Annotated in this window: 25 protein-coding genes and 1 riboswitch; of the genes, 12 read left to right on the forward strand and 13 right to left on the reverse strand. The window is 68.9% G+C overall.

The window, feature by feature from the left end:
* Nucleotides 1-166: 166 nt before the first annotated feature.
* The 3 genes from AB0F43_RS24215 to AB0F43_RS24225 form a co-directional block, all read right to left on the reverse strand.
* Complete coding sequence (locus tag AB0F43_RS24215) at nucleotides 167-1,852, reverse strand: nitrite/sulfite reductase (RefSeq protein ID WP_360480920.1); 1,686 nt, start codon at nucleotides 1,850-1,852, stop codon at nucleotides 167-169.
* Nucleotides 1,853-2,349: 497 nt separating this feature from the next.
* Nucleotides 2,350-2,742 carry a DUF1801 domain-containing protein gene (locus AB0F43_RS24220; protein ID WP_360480923.1) on the reverse strand — a complete coding sequence of 131 codons (393 nt, stop codon included), beginning with the start codon at nucleotides 2,740-2,742 and terminating at the stop codon, nucleotides 2,350-2,352.
* A complete protein-coding gene (locus AB0F43_RS24225) occupies nucleotides 2,739-3,764 on the reverse strand; it encodes a hypothetical protein (protein ID WP_360480925.1) in 1,026 nt (341 codons plus the stop codon). The genes AB0F43_RS24220 and AB0F43_RS24225 overlap by 4 nt, the downstream gene beginning before the upstream one ends.
* 65 nt (nucleotides 3,765-3,829) lie before the next feature.
* Here AB0F43_RS24225 and AB0F43_RS24230 point away from each other — a divergent pair, with 65 nt between their 5' ends.
* On the forward strand, nucleotides 3,830-4,423 hold the full coding sequence (locus AB0F43_RS24230; RefSeq protein WP_360480928.1) for a TetR family transcriptional regulator C-terminal domain-containing protein: 594 nt from the start codon (nucleotides 3,830-3,832) through the stop codon (nucleotides 4,421-4,423).
* A gap of 2 nt (nucleotides 4,424-4,425) precedes the next feature.
* Here AB0F43_RS24230 and AB0F43_RS24235 read toward each other — a convergent pair whose 3' ends face one another.
* The 4 genes from AB0F43_RS24235 to AB0F43_RS24250 all read right to left on the reverse strand — a co-directional run bounded on the left by AB0F43_RS24235 (nucleotide 4,426) and on the right by AB0F43_RS24250 (nucleotide 9,213).
* Complete coding sequence (locus tag AB0F43_RS24235) at nucleotides 4,426-5,496, reverse strand: hypothetical protein (RefSeq protein WP_360480931.1); 1,071 nt, start codon at nucleotides 5,494-5,496, stop codon at nucleotides 4,426-4,428.
* Complete coding sequence (locus AB0F43_RS24240) at nucleotides 5,493-5,963, reverse strand: MarR family transcriptional regulator (protein ID WP_360480934.1); 471 nt, start codon at nucleotides 5,961-5,963, stop codon at nucleotides 5,493-5,495. Before AB0F43_RS24240 ends, AB0F43_RS24235 begins: the two co-directional genes overlap by 4 nt.
* Before the next feature lie 49 nt (nucleotides 5,964-6,012).
* Entirely contained in the window at nucleotides 6,013-7,461 is a 1,449-nt protein-coding gene (locus tag AB0F43_RS24245; protein WP_360480937.1) for a glycine hydroxymethyltransferase, read from the reverse strand.
* Nucleotides 7,462-7,489: 28 nt separating this feature from the next.
* A riboswitch (ZMP/ZTP riboswitch) is annotated at nucleotides 7,490-7,571 on the reverse strand.
* A gap of 16 nt (nucleotides 7,572-7,587) precedes the next feature.
* On the reverse strand, nucleotides 7,588-9,213 hold the full coding sequence (locus AB0F43_RS24250; RefSeq protein ID WP_360480940.1) for an acyl-CoA dehydrogenase family protein: 1,626 nt from the start codon (nucleotides 9,211-9,213) through the stop codon (nucleotides 7,588-7,590).
* A gap of 18 nt (nucleotides 9,214-9,231) precedes the next feature.
* On the opposite strand from AB0F43_RS24250, the gene AB0F43_RS24255 reads away from it, so the two are divergent.
* From AB0F43_RS24255 to AB0F43_RS24265, 3 genes are all read left to right on the forward strand, one after another.
* The gene (locus AB0F43_RS24255) at nucleotides 9,232-10,473 is read left to right on the forward strand and encodes a YhjD/YihY/BrkB family envelope integrity protein (protein ID WP_360480943.1); all 1,242 of its coding nucleotides are present in this window, start codon (nucleotides 9,232-9,234) and stop codon (nucleotides 10,471-10,473) included.
* Nucleotides 10,474-10,636: 163 nt separating this feature from the next.
* Complete coding sequence (rsgA, locus tag AB0F43_RS24260; RefSeq protein WP_360480945.1) at nucleotides 10,637-11,704, forward strand: ribosome small subunit-dependent GTPase A; 1,068 nt, start codon at nucleotides 10,637-10,639, stop codon at nucleotides 11,702-11,704.
* A 29-nt stretch (nucleotides 11,705-11,733) separates the two neighbouring features.
* Nucleotides 11,734-12,477, forward strand: a complete 744-nt coding sequence (locus AB0F43_RS24265) for an SDR family oxidoreductase (RefSeq protein WP_360480948.1) — start codon at nucleotides 11,734-11,736, stop codon at nucleotides 12,475-12,477.
* Between the two features lie 15 nt (nucleotides 12,478-12,492).
* On the opposite strand, the gene AB0F43_RS24270 is transcribed toward AB0F43_RS24265, so the two are convergent.
* Nucleotides 12,493-13,245: a hypothetical protein gene (locus AB0F43_RS24270; protein WP_360480951.1), complete on the reverse strand. Its 753-nt coding sequence runs from the start codon at nucleotides 13,243-13,245 to the stop codon at nucleotides 12,493-12,495.
* A gap of 251 nt (nucleotides 13,246-13,496) precedes the next feature.
* Here AB0F43_RS24270 and AB0F43_RS24275 point away from each other — a divergent pair, with 251 nt between their 5' ends.
* A complete protein-coding gene (locus AB0F43_RS24275; protein WP_360480954.1) occupies nucleotides 13,497-14,348 on the forward strand; it encodes an EamA family transporter in 852 nt (283 codons plus the stop codon).
* A 46-nt stretch (nucleotides 14,349-14,394) separates the two neighbouring features.
* Here AB0F43_RS24275 and AB0F43_RS24280 read toward each other — a convergent pair whose 3' ends face one another.
* Nucleotides 14,395-15,258 (reverse strand): helix-turn-helix transcriptional regulator, encoded by an 864-nt coding sequence (locus tag AB0F43_RS24280; protein WP_360480957.1) that lies wholly within the window; start codon nucleotides 15,256-15,258, stop codon nucleotides 14,395-14,397.
* Nucleotides 15,259-15,441: 183 nt separating this feature from the next.
* On the opposite strand from AB0F43_RS24280, the gene AB0F43_RS24285 reads away from it, so the two are divergent.
* Complete coding sequence (locus AB0F43_RS24285; RefSeq protein ID WP_360480960.1) at nucleotides 15,442-16,218, forward strand: SDR family oxidoreductase; 777 nt, start codon at nucleotides 15,442-15,444, stop codon at nucleotides 16,216-16,218.
* A 10-nt stretch (nucleotides 16,219-16,228) separates the two neighbouring features.
* Here the strand turns inward: AB0F43_RS24285 and AB0F43_RS24290 are convergent, their stop codons facing one another.
* Nucleotides 16,229-17,026 carry an alpha/beta hydrolase gene (locus tag AB0F43_RS24290; RefSeq protein ID WP_360480963.1) on the reverse strand — a complete coding sequence of 266 codons (798 nt, stop codon included), beginning with the start codon at nucleotides 17,024-17,026 and terminating at the stop codon, nucleotides 16,229-16,231.
* Between the two features lie 146 nt (nucleotides 17,027-17,172).
* Between AB0F43_RS24290 and AB0F43_RS24295 the strand changes: the two genes are divergently transcribed.
* A complete protein-coding gene (locus AB0F43_RS24295; protein WP_360480966.1) occupies nucleotides 17,173-18,300 on the forward strand; it encodes a Xaa-Pro peptidase family protein in 1,128 nt (375 codons plus the stop codon).
* Nucleotide 18,301: 1 nt separating this feature from the next.
* Here the strand turns inward: AB0F43_RS24295 and AB0F43_RS24300 are convergent, their stop codons facing one another.
* On the reverse strand, nucleotides 18,302-19,297 hold the full coding sequence (locus AB0F43_RS24300; protein WP_360480969.1) for a helix-turn-helix domain-containing protein: 996 nt from the start codon (nucleotides 19,295-19,297) through the stop codon (nucleotides 18,302-18,304).
* 70 nt (nucleotides 19,298-19,367) lie between these two features.
* On the opposite strand from AB0F43_RS24300, the gene AB0F43_RS24305 reads away from it, so the two are divergent.
* Together AB0F43_RS24305 and soxR are read left to right on the forward strand one after the other, a co-directional pair.
* The gene (locus AB0F43_RS24305) at nucleotides 19,368-20,642 is read left to right on the forward strand and encodes an MFS transporter (RefSeq protein WP_360480972.1); all 1,275 of its coding nucleotides are present in this window, start codon (nucleotides 19,368-19,370) and stop codon (nucleotides 20,640-20,642) included.
* 48 nt (nucleotides 20,643-20,690) lie between these two features.
* On the forward strand, nucleotides 20,691-21,170 hold the full coding sequence (gene soxR, locus AB0F43_RS24310; protein ID WP_360480974.1) for a redox-sensitive transcriptional activator SoxR: 480 nt from the start codon (nucleotides 20,691-20,693) through the stop codon (nucleotides 21,168-21,170).
* Between the two features lie 116 nt (nucleotides 21,171-21,286).
* Here soxR and AB0F43_RS24315 read toward each other — a convergent pair whose 3' ends face one another.
* A complete protein-coding gene (locus tag AB0F43_RS24315) occupies nucleotides 21,287-21,760 on the reverse strand; it encodes a carboxymuconolactone decarboxylase family protein (RefSeq protein WP_360480977.1) in 474 nt (157 codons plus the stop codon).
* Nucleotides 21,761-21,918: 158 nt separating this feature from the next.
* Between AB0F43_RS24315 and AB0F43_RS24320 the strand changes: the two genes are divergently transcribed.
* The gene (locus AB0F43_RS24320) at nucleotides 21,919-24,051 is read left to right on the forward strand and encodes a DEAD/DEAH box helicase (RefSeq protein ID WP_360480980.1); all 2,133 of its coding nucleotides are present in this window, start codon (nucleotides 21,919-21,921) and stop codon (nucleotides 24,049-24,051) included.
* A 107-nt stretch (nucleotides 24,052-24,158) separates the two neighbouring features.
* On the opposite strand, the gene AB0F43_RS24325 is transcribed toward AB0F43_RS24320, so the two are convergent.
* Nucleotides 24,159-24,965, reverse strand: a complete 807-nt coding sequence (locus tag AB0F43_RS24325) for a metalloregulator ArsR/SmtB family transcription factor (protein WP_360480983.1) — start codon at nucleotides 24,963-24,965, stop codon at nucleotides 24,159-24,161.
* A 121-nt stretch (nucleotides 24,966-25,086) separates the two neighbouring features.
* On the opposite strand from AB0F43_RS24325, the gene AB0F43_RS24330 reads away from it, so the two are divergent.
* The gene (locus AB0F43_RS24330; RefSeq protein WP_360480985.1) at nucleotides 25,087-25,881 is read left to right on the forward strand and encodes a GNAT family N-acetyltransferase; all 795 of its coding nucleotides are present in this window, start codon (nucleotides 25,087-25,089) and stop codon (nucleotides 25,879-25,881) included.
* Between the two features lie 9 nt (nucleotides 25,882-25,890).
* Nucleotides 25,891-26,643: an SDR family oxidoreductase gene (locus AB0F43_RS24335; protein WP_360480988.1), complete on the forward strand. Its 753-nt coding sequence runs from the start codon at nucleotides 25,891-25,893 to the stop codon at nucleotides 26,641-26,643.
* Nucleotides 26,644-26,702: the final 59 nt, after the last annotated feature.

The following is a 26,702-nucleotide window of genomic DNA, read 5'->3' on the forward strand; positions in this document are numbered from 1 at the left end:
CCGGCACTCCCACGCGCCGTGCCCTTCCTCCGAAGGCCGGAGGTCCTCATCGCCGCAGTACGGGCAATAAAGCGGTGCCGCTCGCTCACTCATCGACGTCCTCGCTTCGCTGCGGCGACGATGAGTGATGCACTGCTCTGCTTGATGGTGAACTCGCTGCGCTCCTTCACGCCAAAGCCTCCTCGTCTGCTCGGGTGACCCACTGGGCGAAGCGCTCGCCCTCGTTGCGCTCCTTCAGGTAGTTCTGCGTGATGCGCTCGACGTAGTCGGCCAGACCGGCCGAGGTGACCTTGTGGCCGCGCAGCTTGCGGCCGAAGCCGGCGTCCAGGCCGAGGCCGCCGCCGAGGTGGACCTGGTACCCCGGGACCTGGTTGCCGTCCTCATCGCGGACCAGCTGACCTTTCAGGCCGATGTCGGCGACTTGGATCCGGGCGCAGGAGTTCGGGCAGCCGTTCACGTTGACGGTGATCGGTACGTCGAGCTCCGGGATCCGCTCCTCGAGCTCGTCGATCAGCTGCGCGGCCCGGGCCTTGGTCTCGACGATCGCCAGCTTGCAGAACTCGATCCCGGTGCAGGCCATCGTGTTCCGCCGCCAGGCCGACGGCTTGGCCTGGAACCCGAGCGCGTCCAGCTCGGCGACCAGCGAGTCGACCTGTGACTCCTCGACGTCCAGCACGAGCAGCTTCTGCTGGGCCGTGGTCCGGATCCGGTCCGACCCGTGCGCCGCGACCACGTCCGCGACCTTGGCCAGCGTCGTACCGGAGACCCGGCCGACGACCGGCGCGACGCCGACGAAGTACCGGCCGTCCTTCTGCTTGTGCACGCCGACGTGGTCACCCTGGACGGCGGGCACCTCCGGCGCGGGGCCGTCGATCAGCTTGCGCTTCAGGTACTTGTCCTCGAGCACCTCGCGGAACTTGTCCACACCCCAGTCGGCGACCAGGAACTTCAGCCGGGCGCGGGTGCGCAGCCGCCGGTAGCCGTAGTCGCGGAAGATGCTGGTCACGCCCCACCACGCCTCGTGCACCTCGTCGAGCGGGATCCAGGTGCCGAGCCGCTGGGCGAGCATCGGGTTCGTCGACAGCCCGCCGCCGACCCACAGGTCGAACCCGGGGCCGTGCTCTGGGTGCACCACGCCGACGAAGGCGATGTCGTTCACCTCGGGTACGACGTCGTGCGACGGGTGACCGGTCAGCGCGGTCTTGAACTTGCGCGGCAGGTTGGAGAACTCGGTCGAGCCGATGTACTTCTCGACGATCTCGTTGATGGCCGGCGTCGGGTCGATGATCTCGTCCGCGGCGATGCCGGCCACCGGGCTGGAAATGACAACCCGGGGTACGTCGCCGCACGCCTCGGTGGTGTAGAGCCCGACGGCCTCGAGCCGCTGCCAGATCGCGGGCACGTCCTCGACCCGGATCCAGTGCAGCTGGATGTTCTGCCGGTCGGTGATGTCGGCGGTGTCGCGCGCGTACGTGCTCGAGATCTCGGCGATCACCCGCAGCTGCTCGGTGCTGAGCTGGCCGCCCTCGATCCGGACCCGGAGCATGAAGTACTTGTCGTCCAGCTCCTCCGGCTCCAGCGTGGCGGTCTTGCCGCCGTCGATGCCCGGCTTGCGCTGGGTGTAGAGCCCCCACCAGCGGAACCGGCCGCGCAGGTCGGCCGGGTCGATCGAGTCGAAGCCGCGGTGCGCGTAGATGTTCTCGATCCGGGCCCGGACGTTGAGGCCGTCGTCGTTCTTCTTGTTCTCCTCGTTCTTGTTCAGCGGCTCGCGATAGCCGAGCGCCCACTGACCTTCGCCCTTGCCCTTGCGCGGGCGGGCGGGCTTGCGGGGAGCAGACGTGACGCCAGTCATCCGGGAGGGTGTCCTTGTCCTCGTGACAGGTGCGTCCGCGGGCTGCGGTATCGAAGCGTCGTCGGTTCGATGCGTTCCGCGGTGCGCACCCAGCGGTGATCGGGGGTGATCAGGGGGCCGTCATTGGCCCGGCGGGGTGGCTGTCAGAACATCGAAGGACAACAGATGGCGCTGCGCATCCGCCCGAGGTCGACATGAATCCGACCTACGAGATGAGTGGAGCGGGCAGCGAGCATGCTGATAAGCGTCAGCGCCAACGCCTGACAAATCAACTCCCAATCCTGCATCTTGAGACCAAGTCTCACGATGTGGTCATCTCTAGCAGGCTGGTGTTGATTGTTTCCGGGCGACTTGAACGTTTCAGAAGGACTCTCGCGACCCGTCCTGGCGGCGAGCGGCGTACGCGACCGAGAGATGGCTCACATTGACGGGTGGGTCATGTCTGCCGGTTGGGCCGGGGTTCCGCCGGCCCAGTCAGCCGACGCACGCTTCGACAGCTACAGAGTGCTGCTGGTCCTGGCGAGGATGCTGGCGATCAGTCCGTAGTCGACGGCTTGGTTCTCACTGATGTCCACGGACTTGCGATCGCCGTTGCCCAGGGATCTCAGCACACCTTTGACGGGCTCGACGTGTGCGGCGTTGAACACCATGAAGGAGACTTTGTTCTTGGCCACGTGGACAACGGCAGCGTGCTGATCGTTCTTCAGGAAATGGGGCTTGCCGTACTCCAGCTTCTCCTCGACGTCGGGAATGGTCTGGTGCACGAGCTCGCGGAGCTTTCTGCAGACCTCCACCTGCCACGGAAGTCCCTTGTCGATGTAGCTGGTCACGTCGTTGTGCATGATCTTCTCCTGGTTCTGAAGGTGATTGATGCGGTGAGGTGTCGTCATCTGACCCGGAAGATCTCCACGACATGTGGCGCATCGATGAGGGTGTGCGGTGCAACGGCGTGATAGGCCCACACGTGCGTCCAGGCGTTGCCGGTACGCACGGTCAGCACCGTCTTCATCATTCCTGGGCCGAAATAGGTGAAGAACAGGAAGATGATCGAGAGGAGCCAATTGGCCGGCGAGGTGAGAACCGTCCATGCGTCCCACAGGTGCAGGAGCGTGTAGGTGATGCCACCGAGAATGACCGTCGTCGCGGTCGAACCGGTCAGCTTCAGGAACCGAGGCACCAGGATGCAGTAGACGAAGATCATCGCCGGCAGTACCGCCCCGGCAAGGTAGAGCACGAACGTGAGGGGCAGACCGACGAGGTACTGCCCGGTGGTGAGTCGCCCGAACGCCGTCGTCAGTGTGGCGAACTGGATCGCCGACTCGATGAGCAGTACGACGACAATCACCCGGGTGTCACCGCGCCGGTCGCTGGACACGAGGTTCAGCTGCTCCGCCGAGTACTTGCGGCGAAAGTACGCCAACGGCATCACTGCGTAGACCACGACGTTGTAGCCCGCCCACGTCATCGCCTCGACCGGAGCGACGTGGTCATGAGTACCGAAGATCGAGCCGGCCAGGTGCAGCCCGAAGGGATGCCAGCCGAACAGCCGGGCGAGGAAGAACCCGACAACGAGGCCGAGTGCGCCATAGGCGAGCAGCAGCAGGGTTTCCCGACGCGTGGCCGCGAGGTCCGGGGCTCTGGCGGCGAGGTCGGGCCGGACGCGGTGCCTGGTCAGCAGGCAGGTGACGGCCATCAAGCCGAAGATCCCCAGCATCCCGATATTGGTGTTCACCACGTGGTCGACCGTGGAACCGGGCACGCCCGGCCAGCCGAACGGCAACGCCTCACCCGCGACGAGCAGGACAACGAAGTTGGCGGCAAGCCAGACGGCGGCGGTGATCCGGACACTTCGCTGGCGTGCCAGACGGCGAAGCGAGGTCAAGGCGCGCGGTGGGGCGGTCGTGGTCGGCATGGCGCTCCTTTTTAGTACAGCTGTACTAGCGGCGATAACGTAGCACACCTGTGCTATAAAAAGCCATGCCGAAGATCGTCGATCCCGCTGAACGACGTCAGCACCTCGCGGAGGCGGCCTGGCGGGTGATCCTTCGCGACGGGCTCGAGCACGCGTCGGTCCGCAACGTCGCACGCGAAGCCGGGTTGTCCAACGGCTCGTTGCGCCACATGTTCAAGACGCAGGCCGAACTACTGGTCTTCGCGATGAACCAGGTGATCGAGCGCATCGAGCGCCGTCTCGACTCTCTCGACCCGGCCGGCGACCCCCGCACGACCGCGGAGCGGTTCCTCGTCGAGCTACTGCCCATCGACGAGGAACGCCAGGAGGAGAACGCCGTCTGGCTGGCGTTCACCGCGCGCGCCCTGGTCGACCCGGAACTGCGCGAGTGCGCCGAGAGGAGCTACGACGCGCTGCGCGCCGGCTGCCGCCGCTGGGTGACCGAGATCGCCGGCGACCAGGTCGACGTCGAGTGGGAGGCCGACAGGCTCCACGCCGTGCTCGACGGCCTCGCCATCCACGCCGCGACCCGGCCGGAGGTCGCCACCGCCGACAGGCTTCAAGCAATACTGGCGATGCATCTCGACACCCTCGTCCCCCTCGAGAAGCGCCACCGCTGAGGTCAGACTCGTGAGCGTCCCGGTGGGGCCGGCGGATGGCCTGGTCGGGGCCCAGGTTGTTTCCCCACCTGGGGCTGATGACCTTGCGGGCGCGGCCGCGAAGCGTCGCCAGGTCGAGCTGCCCCTGATCCACGTCTGACGATCGGAGGCGGGAGGCTGCGGGCGACGGTATTCGCCAGGTCATTGGCGTTGGCCTGGATGCGGTCCGGTTCGGTTTCACCACGGGCGGTGGGGCCGCGGACTTCCGGGGGTTTGACGAAGTCGGCTACGGCGGCAACGACCTCTGGAGTGTGGACGTCCGGCGCCTTCGTGCCAGCCGGGTGACCGGTCCTGCCTGCGGTCACGACGTACTTCGCCTCTGCGGCGACGAACTTGACGACTTGCTGAGCACGCAGGACCCGGGCTTTGCGGAGAACGCGGAGCTCGTTCGCCATCGACGCCTTGGCCCGCCAGTTGACGTCGTGCAGGAGGCGGGCGAGACGGTAGGCCGGGTTGGTCTCGCCACCGGGAATGGAGCGCGATCCGCCGTGCGTGTAGAACTCGCTGTAGAGGGCCGGGAGATCCTTGAATTTCACCTCGCCGTTCCAGATCCGGTAGGCGTCGGTGGGGAGTTCGCCGTTGACCCAGGCCTTGTCCATCAAGGCGTGCGAGGCCAGGTTCAGCGGCCGGTGGCCGACGTAGTGGAACCGGGGCGCCTCGCCGCGACGGCGACGCTCGTACTCCTCGATGATCTGCGGCCACTCGTCGGCCGAGATCGTCCGCGCGAGCCGGGACGCGAACGACGTACGGGCGTGCAGCTCCCGGGCAGAGGTGACCGGGTCGTCGGTCCGGCCGGTCATTGTTTCGAGCTTCGGCATCATGAAGGTGCCGCCGCCGGGCCCCACCCGCTCCCAGTACGTGACTCTCATCGACGGCCGAGGCCCGCGGGACAGCCTGTTCAGCAGTTGCAGAGCCTTGATCGTGGCCTTGTAGATCGGGACCCGGCGCCGCATGATGCGGGTCTCCCACTCGATCCGCGCGTCGCTGGTCAGCCAGTCCGATCCGACCAGAGCCTTCGCGTGGCGCCGCCTCATCGCGGGTGGCTCACCTGCCAGGACTTGATCAGTTGTTCCAGGTCGTTGTGGATGAAGGCGAAGAAGTCGGCGGCCTCGGACAGGCGTCGGCCGACCGGGGTGTCCGCGCCGAACAGCTCGACGCCGGAGCGGCTGGTCGACTCCCACTCGGCGAGGGCGCTGTTGCGGCGCTCGAGAAGCGCGGCGAACACGTCGTCCCGGATCCGGTAGTGGTCCTTGCGCGAGCCCGGGATCCGCTCCCGCGAGATGAAGCCTACCTGCAGCAGTTGCCGGACGGCGCCGGACACCGCCGGCTGGCTGATCCGCAGTGACTCAGCCAGCTCGGCGGACGTCAGGGTGCCGGTCGGAGTGACCAGCATCCGCCCGATCACCCGGGCGGACATGGTCGGTACGCCGCTGTTCGCCAGCACCCCGGCGAACCGCTCGACGAACTGACTGGTCTCTTCCGGGGTCGGGTCAGACGGCATGAGCGCACCCTACCGGAACTATCACAACTTTCTGATAGTTCGCGTGTTGTCAGCTGAGCTCGAGCCCCGGGTACAGCGGGTGCTTGTCGAGCAGCTCGGCCGAGGCGGCCTTGGTCTTGTCCGCGACCCCGTCGGCCAGCACGTACTTCGCCTTCGACGGCGCACCCGCCGACGTCGTGGTCGGCGTGGTCGAGGACAGCACGTCCACGATCAGCTCGGCGACCCGGTCGAACTCGTCGGCCCCGAAACCACGCGTGGTCAGCGCCGGGGTGCCGATCCGGACACCCGAGGTGTACCAGGCGCCGTTCGGGTCCCGCGGTACGGCGTTCCGGTTGGTCACGATGCCCGAGTCGAGCAGCGCCGACTCGGCCTGCCGGCCGGTGATCCCGTACGACGACACGTCCAGCAGCACGAGGTGGTTCTCGGTGCCGTCGGTGACGAGCTTGACGCCGCGCTTCATCAGGCCGTCGGCCAGCGCGACCGCGTTGTCCGCGACCGCCTGCGCGTACTCCTGGAACGACGGCTGCCGGGCCTCGGCCAGCGCGACCGCCTTCGCGGCCATGGTCTGGCTGAGCGGGCCGCCGAGCACCATCGGGCAACCGCGGTCGACGGCGTCGGCGTACTCCGGCTGGCACAGCACCATGCCGCCACGCGGGCCGCGGAGCGACTTGTGCGTGGTGGTCGTGGTCACGTGCGCGTGCGGCACCGGGTCGAAGTCGCCGGTGAAGACCCGGCCCGCGACCAGGCCGGCGAAGTGGGCCATGTCCACCATCAGGGTCGCGCCGACCTCGTCGGCGATCTCCCGCATCTTGGCGAAGTCGATCTTGCGCGGGTACGCCGAGTAGCCCGCGATCAGGATCAGCGGCTTGAACTCACGAGCGGTCGCGGCGACCTTGTCGTAGTCGAGCAGCCCGGTCTCCGGGTCGGTGCCGTACGAGCTCTGGTGGAACATCTTGCCGGAGATGTTCGGCCGGAAACCGTGGGTCAGGTGACCGCCGGCGTCCAGCGACATGCCGAGCATCTTCTGGTCGCCGAGCGCCTTGCGGAGCTTGGTCCAGTCCTCGTCGGTCAGGTCGTTGACGTGCTTGGCGCCGGCCTCGGCCAGCGCCGGGGACTCGATCCGCTGGGCCAGGATCGCCCAGAAGGCGACCAGGTTCGCGTCGATCCCGGAGTGCGGCTGGACGTAGGCGTGCGGCGCGTTGAACAGGGCCTTCGCGTGGTCGGCCGCCGCCTGCTCGACCGTGTCGACGTTCTGGCAGCCGGCGTAGAAGCGGTGCCCGATGGTGCCTTCGGCGTACTTGTCGGACAGCCAGTTGCCCATCGTCAGCAAGGTGGCGGGGGAGGCGTAGTTCTCGCTCGCGATCAGCTTGAGCGACGAGCGCTGGTCGGCCAGCTCGGCCTTGATCGCGCCGGCGATGGTGGGTTCCACCGCGCCGATCACCTCGAGCGCGTTGCGGTACGCGGCCGATGCGGCGGCGGCATCGAAGGGTTGAGTCATCGTTGTCTCTCCTGCGGTTGCAGTGGGTCGAAGGCACCCAGGCGCACGGTGCCGACGGTCTTCGCTCCCCGGTGGTTCTCCACCTCAGCGCGCCAGTCGCGACGCGCTCACCCTATCGCGTCAGCGTCAGAGGCTGCGATCGGTGATCGACGCGAACGGCGTCGTACGTGGGAGGGTGCCGAAGACGCCGCCCCAGTCGTTCGCCAGACGCGACGCCACAAACGCATCGGCGACCTCAGGTGTCGAGTGCCGCACCAGCAGTGACGCCTGTAGGCACAAGGCCATCCGGGCGGCCAGCCGGCGAGCCCCCGCCTCGGCGCCGTCGAGATCAGCAAGCGCTTGCAGAACGTCGTTGACCGCGGCATCCAACCGCCCGTCCGCACCCCGCGTCGCGCCCACCTCGAGCAGCCAAGCCTCCAACGACTCCGGCCGCCGGAGCGCCCGCAGCACGTCGAGCGCGTTCACGGTGCCCGATCCTTCCCAGATCGAGTTCAGCGGCGACTCCCGGAACAGCAACGGCATCCCGGACTCCTCGACGAACCCGTTCCCGCCAAGACATTCCAGCGCCTCCGCCACCATGAACGGCGTCCGCTTGCACACCCAGAACTTCGCGAGCGGAAGCGCGATCCGCCGGAATGCCGCGGCCTGTTCGTCACCGCTGACCGAGGCATCGACCGCCGCCGCGAGGCGCATCGCCAGCGCCGTGGCGGCCTCGCTCTCCAGTGCGAGGTCTGCCAGCACGTTCTGCATGGCCGGCTTGTCGGCGAGCAGCCCGCCGAAGGCCGACCGGTGGCGGGTATGCCAGACGGCCTCCACCAGCGCCCGACGCTGCAGGGCAGCGGACCCGAGAACACAGTCGAGCCTGGTCGCGGCGACCATCTCGATGATCGTGCGCACACCGGCGCCTTCGTCGCCGAGCCGGTAGCCGACGGTGCCGTGGAACTCGACCTCGCTGGACGCGTTCGACCGGTTGCCGAGCTTGTCCTTCAGCCGCTGCAGCGCGAACGCGTTCCGGTTGCCATCGGCAAGCACCCGCGGTACGACGAAGCAGCTCAGCCCGTCCGGCGCCTGAGCCAGCACCAGGAAGACGTCGACCTGCGGCGCCGAGCAGAACCACTTGTGCCCGTTCAGCTGGTACTCGCCGTCGCTGCCGGTAGGCGTCGCGGTGGTGAGGTTCGCCCGGACGTCGGACCCGCCCTGCTTCTCGGTCATCCCCATCCCGGCCAGAGCGCCGTTCTTCTCACCCGCGGGCAGCCGGCGTACGTCGTACTGGGTGGAAGCCAGGTGCGGGATCCACTCCTTGGCGAGCTGCTCGTCGGCCTTGAGCGCGGGTACGGCGGCGTACGTCATCGAGATCGGGCAGCCGTGACCGGACTCGACCTGGGACCAGAGGTAGAAGCCGGCCGCGCGGGTCAGGTGCGGTGACGGCCGGTCGCTGGTCCACGGCGCCGCCTGGAGGCCGAAGCCGACGGCCTGCTCCATCAGCCAGTGCCACGACGAGTGGAACTCGACCTCGTCGATGCGGTGCCCGTAGCGGTCATGGGTGCGCAGAACGGGCGGGTTCTGGTTCGCCGGGAGTGCTTGGGACAGTGCCTCCTCGGACCCGGCCAGTTCGCCGATCCGGTGCAGACCGGGATCGTCCGCGAGATCGGCGTACGGACGCAGAGCGTCACCGAGGGCCGTGTCCCGAGTGAAGAAGTTCACCCCCCGCAGTGGGGGAGCCTGGTTCGTTACCGCGAAAGGGTCCGCCATGTCAGTACGGTAAGCGGTATGGCACGTTCTGGGGCAGGACCCACGGGTGGGAGCTCCCTCTCATTGGCATGGGTCCGCAAGATCCCCGCGACGACCTGGAAGCTGCTGACGCAGACCGTCGGGGTCTGCCTGCGCTACCGGGTCACCGGACTGGCGGCGGAGGGGGCGTTCTTCGCCATTCTCTCGCTGCCGCCGCTGATCTTCGGGCTGGCCGGCAGCCTCGGGTACATCGCGAGCCGGTACTTCGAGGTCGAGACGATCGACGACATCAAGCAGCAGATCGCCGCCCTCGCGGCCCAGGCGCTGACCGTCGACTCGGTCCAGAGCGTGATCGTGCCGACGCTGGACCAGGTCCTCAGCGGCGGCCGGCCGGATGTCATCTCGATCGGTTTCGTCCTCGCGCTGTGGTCCGGCAGCCGCGCGCTGAACGTCTTCGTCGACACCATCACGATCATGTACGGGATGGGCGGCAAGCGCGGCATCGTCCGGACCCGCGCGCTGTCCTTCTCGCTGTACTGCGCCGCCCTCGTGATCGGCGTGATCGTGCTCCCCCTGGTGCTGGCCGGACCCGACGCGGTGGCCGCGCTGCTTCCGCATCGGCTCGACTTCCTGAACCAGCTGTACTGGCCGGTGGTGACGATCCTGTCGGCGGGGTTCCTGAACACCCTCTACCACTTGTCGGTGCCGGTCCGGACGCCGTGGGTCTCCGATCTGCCGGGCTCGTTCCTGGCGTTGTCGATCTGGATCCTGGGCAGCTTCCTGCTGCGCTGGATCCTGCAGAGCACGGTCGGCGGTACGTCGATCTACGGCCCGCTGGCGGCGCCGATCGCGGTCCTGCTGTGGCTCTACATGACCGCGATCGCGGTGCTCATCGGTGCCGCGCTGAACGCGGTGGTGGACCGGTTGTGGCCGCACAAGTCGTGGGGCACGGAACCCGCTTCAGCGGGGGCGACCGAGGTGCACGCGCGCAAGGACGCGGAGGATGAGATCGAGCCAGTGATGAAGGCCGAGCCGGAGCCGCACCACGACCACCCGCTGACCCCGGTCGATCGGCCGGCTCCCGTCGTATCCCCGGAGGGCCCGGACAAGGAGGCACCGCGGGCCGAAGCCGACAGCCCGCAGAAGGAAGCGCCGCGGGCCGAAGCCGACAGCCCGCAGAAGGAGGCGCCGCGGGCCGACGCGAACGGACAGGTGGCCGAGCGCGAGCCGGAGCCGGTCGGAAAATCCGGTGCGCAAAGTGAATCCGACGACCTACGCTGACGGCATCAGCCGGTCCTTGATCAGGACCACGCGACTTCGAGGGGAGGCGGCCACCATGAGCCACGCTGCGTTGTTTGCCCTGGGAGCCCGCCGGGCCGACGCTTCCCGTACTGTCCGTCCGCTGAGCTGATCTCGCGGCCGGACCCTCCGAAAGGTTCGCCGCATGTCAGCAACACTCCAGGCCCTGGGACTCGACAGCACCACGGCCGATTTCCTTCAGTCCGTCCCGGACGGGCTGCTTCCGGGACGCGTCGCCCGCGTCGACAAAGGCCTTGCGACGGTTCTCACCGAGGACGGTCCGGTCCGCGCGACGTGGTCCGGTGCGCTCCTCGCCGCGATGGCCGCCGATCCGCAGGCCGGCCCCTGTACAGGGGACTGGGCCGTTATGCGCTACTGGCCGGACGACCGGATCACCCTCGAACTGCTGGGCCCCCGTCGTACGGCGATCGTGCGGGCCGAAGCCAGTGGTACGTCGAAGGGCCAGGTGCTGGCCGCCAACGTCGACGTGATCGCGATCGTGGTCGGGTTGCACCCCGAGCCGAACATCGGGCGGATCGAGCGCTTCCTCGCACTGGCGTGGGAGAGCGGTGCGCGGCCAGTCGTCGTACTGACCAAGTCGGACCTTGTCGGTGATGCGGAGGCCGTTGCGGACGACGTAACACGTGCTGCTCCCGGGGCGGACGTATTGGTGTGCAGTGCGACCACCGGTGAAGGTATGTCGTCCGTGCGGGCGCTGCTGGCGGGTGACGCGACTGTGGCGCTAATGGGGTCGAGTGGTGCGGGCAAGTCGTCGTTGGTGAACGCACTGGCCGGTGTGGAACTGCTGGACGTGCAGGCGATCCGTGACGACGGCAAGGGGCGGCATACGTCGGTCCGGCGTGAGCTGATCGTGCTACCGGGCGGCGGGGTCGTCATCGACACCCCAGGGCTGCGGGGCATCGGGCTGCAGGAGTCAGGTGAGGGGCTGGCAGCCGCCTTCCCGGACATCACGGGCCTCGCCGAGCACTGCAAGTTCAAGGACTGTGCGCACCTCACTGAACCCGGCTGCGCCGTGCGGGCCGCGCTGGAGGACGGCACTCTGCCGCACCGCCGCTACGAAAGCTGGACGAAGCTCCAGCGCGAAGCTGCCTTCATGGCCCGCCGTTCCGACGCCCGCCTCCGCGCCGAGGCCAAGAAGGAGTGGGCCCGCGCCTCGAAGTCCTACAGGCGCGACATCAACCCCCGCCCGTAGCTCCCGCCGGTAGTGAAAGGATCGGGGGCATGGATCGAGCTGTGCTGGTGACAGGGGCTTCTCGGGGGATCGGAGCGGCGACGGCGCGGGCTTTCGCGGCGGCGGGGGATCGGGTGGCTGTGCACTACAGCTCATCCGCCGAGGCCGCGGCGATGGTGCGGAAGGAGTTGCCCGGGTCCGGCCACGTGCTGGCACAGGCCGATCTTGCCGATCCGGCGGCGATCGAGACGATGGTCGACGAGGCCGCGGCCGCGCTGGGCGGCATCGACGTACTCGTGAACAACGCCGGGGTGTACCACCCGCACCGCATCCGCGAGGCGACGTACGCCGAGTGGCAGCAGGCGTGGGCCGACACGCTCGCGGTGAATCTGGTCGGCCCGTCGAACGTCGCGTGGTGCGCGGTCCGGCACATGGGTCGCGGCGGCCGGATCGTGAACGTGTCGTCGCGTGGTGCGTTCCGGGGCGAGCCGAACCAGCCGGCGTATGGCGCTTCGAAGGCCGGCATCGTGTCGTTCACCCAATCGCTGGCGCGCGCACTCGGGCCGGAAGGGATCGCGGTGACCGCGATCGCGCCCGGGTGGACGACGACCGACATGGCGTCGGTGCACCTTGTCGGGGAGGGGTACGACCGACGGCGCCTGGAGAGTCCGCTGGAGCGCGTCGCCGACCCGTCGGAGGTCGCCGCCGCGATCGTCTACCTCGCCTCGCCCGAGGCCGAGTTCGCGACCGGCACTGTCCTCGACTTCAACGGCGGCTCGCACCTGCGCATGTAGCCGGCGACTCCGTGCTCAGCCGTCGCCTTCGCCGCCTCCGCCCGCGTCCGCCCAGCCACCACCGTCGAAGCCACCCAGGTCGTGCCCGCCGCTGTAGCTACCGGTGTCGCCCCACGCCGCGGTGCCGATCCCGAAGCTGGCGATGGCGAGGTAGCTCGCGCCGGCTCCCGCCGCGAAGTACCCCTGACCGTACGGCGCGACCGCCGTACCGGCCTGCCAGTACGGCACCCGGCGACTCGCGATCATGACGTATCGGACCTCGGGCTCCTCGTAGGCCCGGATTCGCGCGGCGTCCTGGGCACAGGCCGGGACCGTTCGAGTGCCGACCTTCGGTTGGGTCCAGACCACGTCGGTTGTCGAGGGACCGTGCTGCGGGTTGAAGAAGCACGGCACCCTGCGCTCCGGCACCGGTTCTCCGTGGACCCGTGCTCGCACGCAGACGATCGCGTACCGGCCGGTCGCCAACGTGTCCGTCACCGCGCTGATGTCTTCGGCCTTCCGGATCCGTTTGACCGTTCGCTGCGCCGCTTCGTACGCGTCGAGCGCGACCTGGTAATCCGCCCGCCCGTCGGCGTCGAGCGGTCGCCCGGCCACTTCGTCATCCAGCCGCCGGAGTTCCTCGCCGAGCAGCGTCACGTCCTCGTCGGCAAGCGTGCGGATCTGCTCCAGCTCCTCCGCGTCGCCGTGCCGCGCCGCCCGCAGGTCCCACAGATACCGGCCCACGAGCACCACCCCGCCGCCCCCCAGGGCGGTCAACAACCACCACATCCATTGACGGTACCTCCGCAGCGGCGTCCCGTCAGCCGTCTGGCACTCACCAGCCGACGCGGGTGGCACCGAAAACGGTTCGGCACCGCGACCCTGAGGTTGCTAGGGTCTCGGTCGTGCATCGCATCATCACTCCGCCGGCCGCCGCTTAGCGGACGGCCGACCCCACTGCGCCCAGGTTGCTGACCTGGGCTTCTCCGGGCTGTTCGCAGACGCCCCGAACTCTTCTTGCGAACACCCTGGAGTGTCTGATGCACCACCGTCTCGCGCCCTCAACGGCGCGCGGTCTCCTGTATGTCGCCCTGGCCGGAGTCGCCTGGGGCACCGGCGGCCCGGCCGGCGCCCTGCTCTTCCAGCACAGCGGCCTGAATTCGACAGCGGTATCGTTCTGGCGCCTGCTCGGCGGCGCGCTCTGGCTCGCCCTCGCCCGCCGGGTGCTCGGCCGCGGCCCGATCGTCCAGCAGTTCGCCGCCGCCCCAGGGCGCTCTGTGCTGAGCGGCGCGGGCCTGGCCGTCTGCCAACTCGGCTACTTCGCCGCCATCCCCGAGGTTGGCGTCGCAGTGGCGACAGTCATCGCCCTCGGCGCCGGCCCACTCTTCATCGCCGTGGGCGCCCGTGAGCGCATCACCTTCACCATGGTGCTCGCCGTCCTGGGCCTCGCCCTCCTGATCTCCGGCGGCGGAGGCACCGGCAGCGGATCCGTCTTCGGGATCGTCTGCGCGCTCCTCTCCGCCGCCGGCTACGCCCTCAACACTCTGGTCAACCGCGATCAGCAAGACCCGATCACCAGTTCTTTCCTGGCCTTCGCCACCGGCGCCGTCATTCTGTTGCCGTTAGCAATGATCGCGGGCCTGGTCCCGACGCCGGCCAGCTTGCCGCTGCTCGCCTACTTCGGCCTGGTCCCGACCGCCCTCGCCTACGCCCTCTTCTACACCGGCCTCCGAACCATCCGCGCCTCGACCGCGGCCGTGATAGCTCTCGTCGAACCGCTCCTGGCCGCGCTGATCGGGGTACTGGCGTTCCACGAGCACCTGTCGTCGCTGAGCCTCGTCGGCGCCGCCGTACTACTGGCCGCCGTCGTACTCCAGGCGATGCGCGAGTGACACTGAACGCAGTACGGCGCCTGGCCGTGGCGTGGCCGTCTGTTGCTCAGCCGCCGGTGGGCGGGCTCATTCGTTGGGGCGCGGTCCAGCTGGCGAGGAGTCGGAGGGCTTCAGCGGTGGCGGAACCGGGCTCGACGTTGTAGACGCACAAGGTTTGCTCGGCATCGCCCGGCACCTGGAACGACTCGTAGGCGAACTCGAGATCCCCGGCCGCCGGGTGGTGGTAGACCTTCCTGCCGTGCGTCCGCCGGAGGACGCGGTGGTCGTTCCACCAGCCGGTGAACTCGGGGCATCGCAGGGTGAGTTCCCCGACAAGATCCGCGAGCAGGCGGTCGTGCGGCGAGCGGCCGGCTTCGAGCCTCAGCATGGCGACGGTCTCGGCGGCGATCCGCTCCCAGTCGCCGACCCGCTCGCGAGCCTCGGGGTCAAGCAGGTAGTACCGCGCGAGGTTGCGACGCGGCGCCGGCAGAGCCTCGAAGTCGGTCAGCACCTCACGCGCCAGCCGGTTCGTCGCCAGCACGTCGGTCCGCCGTCCGAGGATGAACGCGGGGATCTGGTCGAGTGTCTGCAACATCAGATACAGGCCCGGCCGGACCCGCTGAGGACTGGCCGGAGTACGACGTGCCGGCGTCGGCCGCGCGAGCAGGTCAGTGAGATGTTCGCGCTCGACAGTGTCGAGTTGGAGAGCCCGTACGAGAGCGTCGAGGACCTCGGGCGACGGGTTGCCGGCGCGGCCCTGCTCGAGACGCGTGTAGTACTCCGTGCTGACGCCCGCCAGCCGTGCCACCTCGTCACGCCGCAGGCCGGGCACTCGCCGAGTGCGGCCGTCCTCGGGAAGCCCGGCGCGGTCGGGCGAGATGGCGGCGCGGCGCGAGCGGAGGAAGTCGGCGAGCTCTGTACTGCGTTCCATGTCCCCAGTGTGATCGAGACCCGCTCTGGAGCCGTGCGGCAGGGTGGCCCTGCCAGTACCTGCCTTCCCGGCACCTGCCTGGACAGGGACTGTTCAACGCCTCCGCGGGCGCTCCCGGACTGGTGTGCTGGAGACATGGCCGGTGATCGCCGGCTGTGATCCTGACAGGAAGGTACGCATCACATGTCCACGCAATCTGTTGCCAAGCCCCTCAGCGGTCGCGTCGCGGTTGTCACCGGCGCGTCAAGCGGCATCGGTGAAGCCTCGGCCGAGCACCTGGCCGCACTGGGCGCGAAAGTTGTCGTCCTGGCGCGCCGGGCCGACCGCCTGAGCGAGTTGGTGGACCGGATCGAGAAGGACGGCGGCGACGCACTGGCGCTGTCGGTCGACGTGACCGATGCCGCGGCGGTGCAGTCGGCGGCCGACCGGGTCGCCACCGAGCTGGGCGGCGCCGATCTGCTCTTCAACAACGCCGGCGTCATGCTTCCGGCGCCGGTCGAGGAGCGACCCATCGGCCAGTGGCAGCACCAGATCGAGCTGAACATCACCGGCCTGATGAACGCCATTGCCGCGTTCACGCCGCAACTGGTGGCCGCGGCCGCCGAGCGAGGCGTGGCCGACCTGATCAACACCTCGTCGATCGCCGCGCAGAACATCTATCCGAACTTCGCCGTCTACGCGGGCACCAAGGCGTACGTCACCCACCTGTCCCGCCACCTGCGGGCCGAGCTGGGCTCGAAGAACGTTCGGGTGTCCGCGGTCGAGCCGGGCATCGTCGGCACCGAGTTGCAGAGCCATGTGACCGATGAAGGCGCACTCCAGTGGCTGGCGGGAGCCAAGGAGGCGATGGAATGGCTGACCCCGGAGGATGTCGCGCAGACCATCGGCTTCATCGCCACCCTGCCGCCGCGCGTGAACCTCCAGCAGCTCACCATCATGCCCACCGGCCAGGCCAGCTGATTCAGTCGCGTCACCGAGCGACAGCCTCCGTCGAGACGCGTTGCAACCATTCGCGGATCAGCGCCGCGAACAGCTCGGGTTGCTCGATCTGAAGGTTGTGCCCGGCAACGTCCAGGACGGCGTACGTCGCCCGCGGGTAGTGGGGGAGCAGTGCGTACTGGTCTTCGAAACCCGTGACCGCGTCCTGCCTGCCGCAGACGATCAGCGTCGGCCGCCGGTAGGCAGGACCGCTCTCGGGTGCGATCGAGAGAGCCCAGTTCTTCTGGATCCGGTCGAGCGCTTCGACGTCGGCCGCGGCCAGCCCGGGCGCGATGTCCGAGCGGTACGCCGTTAGCGCGGCGGCGGTCTGGACGACTGCCAGCTCGGTGAAGTCCTCGTCGTCGGTCAGCGAGTCGAGCACCCCTGGCTCGGTCCGCAGGACGACGTGCTCGGGCAGGGTCCGGTCCGCGTGCATCAAGGCGGTGCCGGTCGGGCAGATCAGGGCCAGGCCGAGGACCTGCTCGGGTCGCTCCGCGATCAGGCCGCGCGAGAGGTAGCCGCCGTACGACTCTCCGATCAGCAGGAACGGCTCGGCGCCGATCTGCTCGTCGATGAACGCACGCAGCTCGGCCATGATCCCGTCGGAGCTGTCGATCTCGCCCGCCGGGGTCCGGCCCATCCCGGGCAGGTCCGGGTAGAGCCGCCGGTACCCGGGTAACTCGGCGAACACGGGCTCCAGGCAGCCGGTCATCAGCCGGTGGTCGGGAGTCCAGCCGTGCAGTGAGAGCACCGGAACGCCCTCGCCGAAGGTCACATGGTGGAGTGCCATCGTGGTCGCCTTTCGCCATCGCCGATCGGGTCTCGATCGAGCCGCGACAAGTTCTAGCAACCCCCGCCGACAGTTTCCACTCGGTAAGGGACGGCCAGGAGGCGTTTGGGTTCGGTCGGTGCGCGGCCACGACCTAGAGTCGTCTCATGTCGAGTCGAACTTCACACGGTCCAGTGCCCGATGCCGCCGTACTGCGTGCCAGGTTGCAGCGTGCCCGTGAGGCTGCCGCCGGTACTGGTCTGCTGATCGCGCCTGGGTCGGATCTGCGGTACTTGCTTGGACAAGCTGGCGGGTCATTCGAGCGCCTGACCACACTGGTCATCCCGGCCGAGGGCTCGCCGGCGCTCGTCGTGCCGAAGCTGGAAGCGCCTGGATTCGCCGGCCTGCCATTGGCCGAGCTCGGGGTCGAGGTCGTCACGTGGGTCGACGGTGACGATCCGTACGGCGTTGCCGCGGAGCGCTTGCGTGGATCGGAGCGTGTTGCCGTCAGCGACTTCACTCCGGCGTTGCATGTGCTGGCTCTGCGCGAGGCGTTGCCCAAGGCCGAGCAGGTCCTGGCCGGGCCAATCGTGCGTGAGCTCCGGATGCGGAAGGACGCGGCCGAGATCGATGCGCTGCGGAGGGCGGGGACCGCGATCGACCGCGTACACGCCCGAGTCGGCGAGTGGTTGCGACCCGGCCGGACCGAGACCGAGGTCGGCGCCGACATCGCGGCGGCGATCGTCGAGGAAGGCCACGTCGTGGCCGAGTTCGTCATCGTCGGCAGCGGGCCGAACGGCGCCAGTCCCCACCACGGATTGTCCGACCGGGTGATCGAGTCCGGCGACCTGGTGGTCGTCGACATCGGCGGACCGGTTGCCGAGGGCTACTGCTCCGACTCGACCAGGACGTACGCCGTCGGCGAGCCGCGGGACGCGGATGTCGCCGCGACCTACGCCGTACTGCGGGACGCGCAGCAGGCGGCGGTGGACGCGGTCCGCCCGGGGGTGTCCGCGGAGGCGATCGACGCGGCCGCGCGGGACGTGATCGCGGCGGCCGGATTCGGCGAGCTCTTCATCCACAGGACGGGACACGGGATCGGGCTCGACGTGCACGAAGAGCCGTACATTGTCAGTGGGAACGGGCTGATTCTCGAGCCGGGGATGGCGTTCAGCGTCGAGCCGGGCATCTACCAGCCAGGGCGCTGGGGTGCGCGGATCGAGGACATCGTCGTGGTCACCGAGGACGGCGTCGAGCCCATGAACCGCCGACCGCACGACCTGGTGGTGCTGTAACTCAGCCGGCCCGGAAGGTCTTGCGGTAGGCGAGCGGGGAGACGCCCAGCTCTGACCGGAGGTGATGACGCAGCGAGGCGGCAGTACCAAGGCCGGCCGACTCGGCAACACGGTCGACGGACAGGTCCGTGGTCTCCAACAGGTGGCACGCGTGCCGGACGCGTTGCTGCAGCAGCCAAGTGCCCGGGGACTGACCTGTCTCGGCCTTGAACCGCCGGCTGAACGTGCGCACGCTCATCCGTGCGTGGCCGGCCAGCGCCGGCAGAGTCAACTCCTCGCCGAGCCGCTCCAGTGCCCACGCGCGGGTCGGCGCCGTACCTTCGCTGCCCTCGTCCGGTACGACGCGCTCGATGAACTGTGACTGCCCACCGTCCCGCCACGGCGGTACGACGCAGTGCCGCGCGGCCCGGTTGGCGACCTCGCTGCCGAAGTCGCGGCGGATCAGATGCAGGCAGAGGTCCACTCCCGCGGCCAGCCCCGCTGACGTGACGATGTCGCCGTCGTCGATGAACAGCAGATCCTCGTTCAGCTTCACCTGCGGGTAGAGGGCACGGAACATCTCGGCGCGTCGCCAGTGCGTGGTCGCCGGGCGGCCGTCGAGGAAGCCGGCCGCACCGAGTACGAACGCGCCGGTGCAGATCGACGCGATCCGGGTGCCCGGCCGAATGGTGCCGAGCGCCTTCGCGAGGTCGTCCGGCAGGGTGCCTTCGTACCGCGGCTGGGCGATGTAGGTGCCCGGGATGATGACGGTGTCCGCCTCGGCCAGCACCTCCGGCCCGAAGTCCGGAATCAGGCTGAAACCGGCACCGGCGCGGATCGGCGCGATCTCGAGCCCGCAGATGCGTACGTCGTACATGGGCGTCCCGTCGGCCGTCGTCGCCGCGCCGAAGACCGTCGGCGGGATGGTCAGGTCGAATCCGACCACCGGTTCCAGCGCCAGTACGGCGACCACGTGCGGGCCGACCGCCTTGAGCCGCCGCTTGCCTCGAACTGCCATGGCCATATCTTGACACATGCTGGCGTTCTGGCCACTGGTTCGCGCGGTGAGGCGACGGCACAGTAGGCGGGTGACGCAGATTCTGGAGACGAAGAAGCCTGCCCGGGTGCACCTGGCCTGGGCAGTCGCCGGTGTCGGGTTCGTGACCCTGATCGGGGCGGCCGGGTTCCGCTCGGTGCCGGGCGTGCTGCTCGATCCGCTGCACGACGAGTTCGGCTGGTCGCACGCGACGATCGGGTCGGCCGTGTCGATCAACCTGCTGCTGTTCGGCCTGATCTCGCCGTTCGCCGCGGCCCTGATGGACCGGTTGGGCCTGCGTCGCGTGGTCAGCGGTGCGCTCGTGCTGATCGCGCTCGGCAGCGGCCTGACCATCTTCATGGACTCGCCCTGGCAGTTGCTGCTGTGCTGGGGCCTGCTCGTCGGCGTCGGCACGGGGTCGATGTCGATGACGTTCGTCGCGACGATCACGGGTCGCTGGTTCGTCCGCCGCCGCGGATTGGTCACCGGCATCCTGACGGCGGCCGGCGCGACCGGTCAGCTGATCTTCCTCCCCCTGATCGCGGGTCTGGCCAGTGCCTATGGGTGGCGTGTTCCGGCACTCGTCGCGGCTGGTACGGCGCTCGCCGTCGTACCGCTGGTGTTGCTCTTCCTGCGCGACTACCCGAGCGATGTCGGGTTGACGGCGTACGGCGCTCCAGAGGGCAGCACCGTGGGTCAGCGGGTCGAGGCGACCGGCAGCAGTGCGCTGCGGGCTCTGAACGCGTTGTGGTCCGCGATGCACCGGCCCGCGTTCTGGCTGCTCGCGGGCGGCTTCGCCATCTGCGGTGCGTCGACGAACGGCTTGATCGGCACCCACTTCGTCACCGCGGCACACGACCATGGGATGCCGGTGACTACGGCCGCGTCGTTGCTGGCGCTGGTCGGCGTGTTCGACGTCGGCGGCACGATCGTGTCGGGGTGGCTGACGGACCGGTGGGATCCGCGGTACCTGCTGATCGCGTACTACTCGCTGCGTGGCCTGTCTCTGCTCGTGCTGCCGTCGTTGCTCGGTCCGTCGGCTCAGCCGAGCATGTGGGTCTTCATCATCTTCTACGGTCTGGACTGGGTTGCGACGGTGCCACCGACCGTTGCCCTGTGCCGGGAGTGGTTCGGTGTGGACGCGCCGATCGTGTTCGGCTGGGTGTTCGCGTCGCACCAGATCGGTGCCGCGCTGGCTGCGACCGGTGCCGGCGCGATCCGGGACGTGCAGGGCAGTTACAACCTCGCCTGGTACCTGGCCGGCGGGCTGTGCGCGGCGGCGGCGTTGATGTCCGCGAGCATCGGACGCCGCCTCGTGACCGCCTGATCCCGTCGGCTAGCCTCGATCCAGGTCGAGGCCGGAGGGATTGAGCGGGTGGACATCGAGCCGGGTGAGTTGACGGTCGGGCAGTTGGCGCAGCGCAGCGGTGTGGCGATCTCGGCCCTGCACTTCTACGAGCGGCAGAACCTGATCGTCAGCCGCCGTACGTCGGGCAATCAGCGCCGGTACAAGCGCGACACGCTCCGCCGGGTCGCGCTGATCCGGATCGCGCAGCGGGTCGGCATTCCGCTCGCCGAGGTGGCCGAGATCCTCGCGCTGCTGCCGGACAACCGCACCCCGACGCGCCAGGACTGGGAGCGCATCTCCGAGTGCTGGCAGGCCGAGCTCGACAAGCGCATCCTGCACCTGGAGCAACTCCGCGACGACTTCAAGGACTGCGTCGGCTGCGGCTGCCTCTCCCTCGACCGCTGCTCCCTGGCCAACCCGTACGACGCTCTGGCCGCCAAGGGCCCAGGTCCGCAACGCCTGGTCTCCGCCACCGGCGGTCCCTGTCACCCCGGCAAGTGCGCCTGACCCCTGGCAACGAGGGCCGGGGAACGACGCATGGTCTGCGGTTGTGCGGTGGGCGGTCCCCACGCCTGCCAGGGCCCGGAGACAGGCGTCCCCGGGCCTAGCAGCTGCGGTGCTGCCTATCCCCACTGGCCGGGGACGTAGTCGCCGGCGGGGCGTTGGGTGATGACGTTCAGGCGGTTCCAGGTGTTCATCAGGGCAATGAGAGACAACAGCGCGGCGAGCTGATCGTCGTCGTAATGCTTGGCCGCGTTGGCCCAGACCTCGTCGGACACACCACCGGCGGCATCGGCGATCCGGGTGCCCTCCTCGGTGAGCTCGAGCGCTGCCCGCTCGGCCTCGGTGAAGACCGTCGCCTCCCGCCAGGTCGCGATGAGGTTGAGCCGCACCGAGCTCTCCCCAGCGTGCGCGGCGTCCTTGGTGTGCATGTCGACGCAGTAACCGCAGCCGTTGATCTGGCTGGCGCGAATCTCCACCAGATGCTGGGTCGTGGCCGGCAGCGTGGAGTCCCACACGACCTTGCTCGCCGAGACGACGTACTTCATCACCTTGGCGCCGACCGGGTTGCTGAGGTGATCGAACCGGGCGTCCATAACCATCTCCCTCTCGTGTTTTCGCTGTACCTCCACCGACGAGACAGCTCTGCGGAGTGTGAGCCACGCGCAGCGTGATCTGGATCTCCCGGTCGGGTTTTCCACAGGTGAACCAGCGGGACGAGAAAAGTGAGGGTGTGGGCGTCTAGGGTTTCGGCATGGCTGACACCAGTTCGACCACCAGCACGCTGACCGAGGCGCGCGCCGGGATCGCCGGCGGCGTGATCCGGGCGATCGCGGGGGAGAGCGCGCGACTGCGGGCTGACCAGGAGACCGCGGTCGCCGCGTTGTGTGAGGCGAGTGCCCGCGTGCTGGTCGTGCAGGCGACGGGTTGGGGCAAGTCGGCCGTGTACTGGGCGGCGACCGCGATTCGCCGAGCCGAGGGAGCCGGGCCGACGCTGGTGGTGTCGCCACTGCTGTCGTTGATGCGTGACCAGGTCGCTGCCGCGAGCCGGGCGGGCCTGCGCGCGGCGACGCTGAATTCGAACAACATCGACGAGTGGTCCAGCATCGAGCACGATCTGCGGTCCGGTGCGGTCGACGTGCTGCTGGTGTCTCCGGAGCGGCTGGCAAATCCGGGCTTCGGCCGACGGGTGCTGGACGGCCTGGCCGGACAGGTTGGGTTGCTGGTCATCGACGAGGCACATGCGGTGTCGGACTGGGGCCACGACTTCCGGCCGGACTATCGCCGCGTGTCCGACGTACTGCAGCAGCTCAACCCGACGACACCGGTGCTCGCGACGACCGCGACCGCGAACGCGCGGGTGACCGATGACGTCGCGCGTCAGCTGGGGGAGTCCACGCTCGTACTGCGGGGTCCGCTGGCTCGATCGAGTCTGCAGCTGGCGGTTGTCGATGCGCTGTCGCCGCTGGATCGGTTCGCCTGGGTGGTCGACCACCTGCCGAAGTTGCCTGGTTCGGGGATCGTCTACACGCTGACCGTGTCCGACGCGCAACGGCTGGCGGCGGCGATCCAGGAGGTGCATGGCCGGGACGTCCCGGTCGCGGCGTACACGGGTGGTTTGGACGCGGGTGAGCGGGAGCGTCTCGAGGACGCGTTGCGGGCCAACGAGTTGAAGGCGCTGGTCGCGACATCCGCGCTCGGGATGGGCTATGACAAGCCGGATCTCGGGTTCGTCGTCCATGTGGGTTCGCCGCCGTCCCCGGTGTCGTACTACCAGCAGGTCGGGCGGGCCGGCCGCGGGATCGACCATGCGGTGGTGGCGTTGCTCCCGTCGGACGCGGATGCGGGGGTGTGGGACTACTTCGCGACCGCGACCATCCCCGTGCCGGAGAACGTGAATCGCTTGCTGCGTGGGCTGGACGGCTACGGGCCGGACCAGCCGGTGACCGTTCCGGCGCTCGAGGCCGAGACGGGCCTGCGCCGTACCCGGGTCGAACTGATGCTGAAGCAACTCGCAGTCGACGGAGTGGTCGAGCGCCTCGAGCGGGGCTGGGTGCGGACCGGCGCGGAGTGGACGTTCGACGCCGCCCACTACGACGGGATCGTGGCGGTCCGGCGACGCGAGGCAGACATCATGCGGGCGTACACCCGCGGCGACCGTTGCCTGATGCAACTTCTCCAGGAGTCGCTGGACGACCCGTCGGCCGAGCCGTGCGGACGCTGCTCGGTCTGCCTCGGCGAACTACCGGATCCACTGCGGGCCAAGCCCGAGCCGGAGACGGTGCAGTCGATCGTCCGGCTGCTGCGCGGCGAGGTGCATGTGCTGGAGCCGCGCAAGATGTGGCCGGGTGGTGCCTTCGGCGCGAAGGGCCGGATCCCCGCGGAGCTGGCTGCCGAGCCCGGGCGGACCATCATCTACGCCGACGCGCCCGAGTGGCGGGAAGTGCTGCGCGGCACATTCACCGATGCGGCGCCGGATCCCGACTCGCTCGAGGCGTTGAAGGCCGGCGCGGTGGCGGCTCTTTCCCGCTGGCGTGGCTCTTGGTCGAGTCGTCCCGAGGTCGTCGTACCGCTGGTGGCCGCAGGGTACGGCCGCTTGACCGCCGAGATCGCGGACCACGTCGCCACGGTCGGCCGCCTCGACCGAGCCGAGCTCACGGTGAACCGCGCGGGCTTCACCGACGACCTGTCCTCAGCCGAGGAGGCCAAGGTGTGGCGTGACGGCATCGAGGTGGAGGGGCCGACTGCCCAGGCGGTCGCAGGGCGGACGGTCCTTCTCCTGGCCGACGCTTCGTCCTCGCAGTGGCCGATCACCGTGGCCGCCGCCAAACTCCGCGAGGCCGGTGCCGCCGCCGTCCTGCCCTTACTCATCCACAAACGTCCGTGAGCCGGGCTGACCTCCCCCACCTACGTCCCTTGAGCAGGGCTGACGTCTCACCTACGTCCCTTGAGCAGGGCTGACCTTCCCGGTTGAGACTCCTGGAGATCTGCCGTTCAGCTCGACGGTGAAGGCTCAGCGCGTAGCTCCGGGGTGGACTCGACGAAGGACTTCAGGTCGGAGATCAGCTGGACCCAGCCTTCGCCGACCATCTCGCGGATGGCGCTGCCTGGTTCGAAGCCGGTGTGGACGACGGTGAGCTTCACCTGGTCGCCCACCGGCTCGAGTTCGAACGTCGCCGTGGAGAGTGGCTCGCTGCTCGTTTTCTGGTAAAGGTCGTCGGACATCTTCACCGCCTGCGCGAACTCCGGAGTGATGCGGTGCCAGGTGAAGGAGAGCCGCCGGTACGGGTCGTACTCCAGGACCTTCTGCCCCGGGCCGGCCATCGCGACGTCGCCCATGTGCCAGACCATCTCCGATCCGGCCTTCCAGTCGGTTTCGTGGTGCACCTGCCAGTACTGGTCGGTGAACTTCGGCTCGGTCAGCGCCTGCCACAGCCGCTCCGGCGTGGTCTTGATGTAGGTGGTGTAGACGAAGTCGGTGTCGCTCATGTTCTCGGCCTCCAGTGCCGTCTTGAGATCGGCGAACAGTTGCACTCGCCGGCGGTCGTACTGGTTGATCCAGCGGTCGGCGATGGCGTTGATCGGCTCGGCGTTGAGGTAGTGCAGCTTCTCCCGGCCGCGCCACACGGTGGTGACGAGGTTGGCGCTCGCCAGCACGGCGAGGTGCTTGCTCACCGACTGCCGGGCCATGTCGAGGCCGGCGCACAGCTCACGCAGCGTCTGCCCGTTGCGTTCGTTCAGCATGTCGAGCAACTGCCGGCGGCTCGGGTCAGCCAGCGCGCGGAACACCTCGTCGTCCATCGCCCTCCCGATCTGCCGATCTGGTCATGCAGCCGTTTGGCTGCCTAATCACCATAGGCAGCCAAACGGCTGCATGTCAACGCTCCGCCAATCCGGTTGACGGAGCCTGGAGGATGGGCGAGTGGAGATCAGGAGCCTTGGCTTCCGGACCGACCTGCTGTTGCTGGAGCTCGGCGGCAGCGAGTTCACCGACACCGGGGAGTACGTCGTGGTGCGCACGCCGGACAACCCCGGGTACTGGTGGGGCAACTTCCTGCTGTACCGGACGCCGTTCGCGCCGGGCGACGTGGAGACCCGGCTGGACGCATTCCATCGGGAGCTTCCGGCAGCCACTCACGTCGCCCTGGGCATCGACGGTGTGGACGGCGTGGTCGGCGCCGAGGACGAGGTGGTCGCGGCTGGATTCGAGGTCGCCCGGGACGTGGTGATGACGACCAGCGAGGTCGTCCCGCCGAGCCGGCCGAACGAGGAGGCGACGTACCGCTTCCTGAGCGGTGATGACGACTGGGAGCAGTTGGTACAGCTGGCCCTGGCGACCGCGCCGAGGGAGGTCGACGATGGTTACATCGAGTTCACCCGCCGGGGGCTGGAGTCGAGGCGCTCGCTGGTGGAGGCCGGGCACGGAAAGTGGTTCGGCGCGTTCGAGGGCGAGCGGCTGCAGAGTTCGCTCGGGCTGATGTTCGACGGCAAGGGGCTGGCGCGCTTCCAGACCGTGCAGACGCATCCGGACGATCGCAACAAGGGCCTTGCGAGCACGCTGGTTCACCGCGCGTCGACGTACGGTCTGACCGAAGGCGGGGCGAAGACTCTGGTGATGGTCGCGGATCCGGACTATCTCGCGATCGGAATCTACCGCGCGCTCGGTTTCACCGACTCCGAGACCCAGCTGCAGCTGTCCGTGCCGCCCGGTTCGTAGGGTGGGGGCATGACTGAGACTGACGTACGGCGTGGGGTCGTGCTGATCACTGGTGGGAGTCGTGGGATCGGGGCATCGGCGGCGGTCGCGCTGGCGGCCGACGGCTGGGATGTCGGCGTGAACTACCGGACCCGCGCCGATGAGGCGGAACGCGTCGTGAAGGCGTGCCAGGAGCACGGCCGCCGGGCGCTCGCGGTGCAGGCCGACGTGACCGAGGCCGATCAGATCGAGCGGCTGTTCGACACAGTGACCGCCGAGCTCGGGCCGATCGGTGCCGTGATCAACAACGCCGGTGTCGTGTCACCGTCCGGCCGGGTCGCCGAGTACGACGCCGCCCGGCTGGAGCGGGTGTTCCGGATCAACTCGATCAGCGCCATCCTGGTCGCGGGTGCGGCGGTACGACGGATGTCCACGGCGTACGGCGGATCCGGCGGAGTGCTGGTCAACGTCTCGTCCCGAGCGGCAGTGCTCGGCTCAGCCGGGGAGTACGTCGACTACGCCGCGAGCAAGGCCGCGGTCGACGCCCTCACCACCGGCCTGGCGAACGAGGTCGCCAAGGAAGGTATCCGCGTCCTCGGTGTTCGCCCCGGCCTGATCGAGACCGACATCCACGAAGCCGGCCGGCTGCAGCGCATCGGCACCACCCCGCCGCTCGGTCGCCCGGGCAAGCCGGAGGAGGTCGCCCAAGTCATCACCTTCCTGGCCTCCGACCGCTCCTCCTACATGACCGGCACCACCCTCGACGTCTCCGGCGGCCGCTAGAGCGCCGCTGGCCCGCCGCGAGAAGAGGTTGCCGGCGGCATCTACTGCGGTGGCCCCCA

This window comes from Kribbella sp. NPDC023972 (assembly GCF_040639075.1).
Lineage (GTDB): Bacteria > Actinomycetota > Actinomycetes > Propionibacteriales > Kribbellaceae > Kribbella.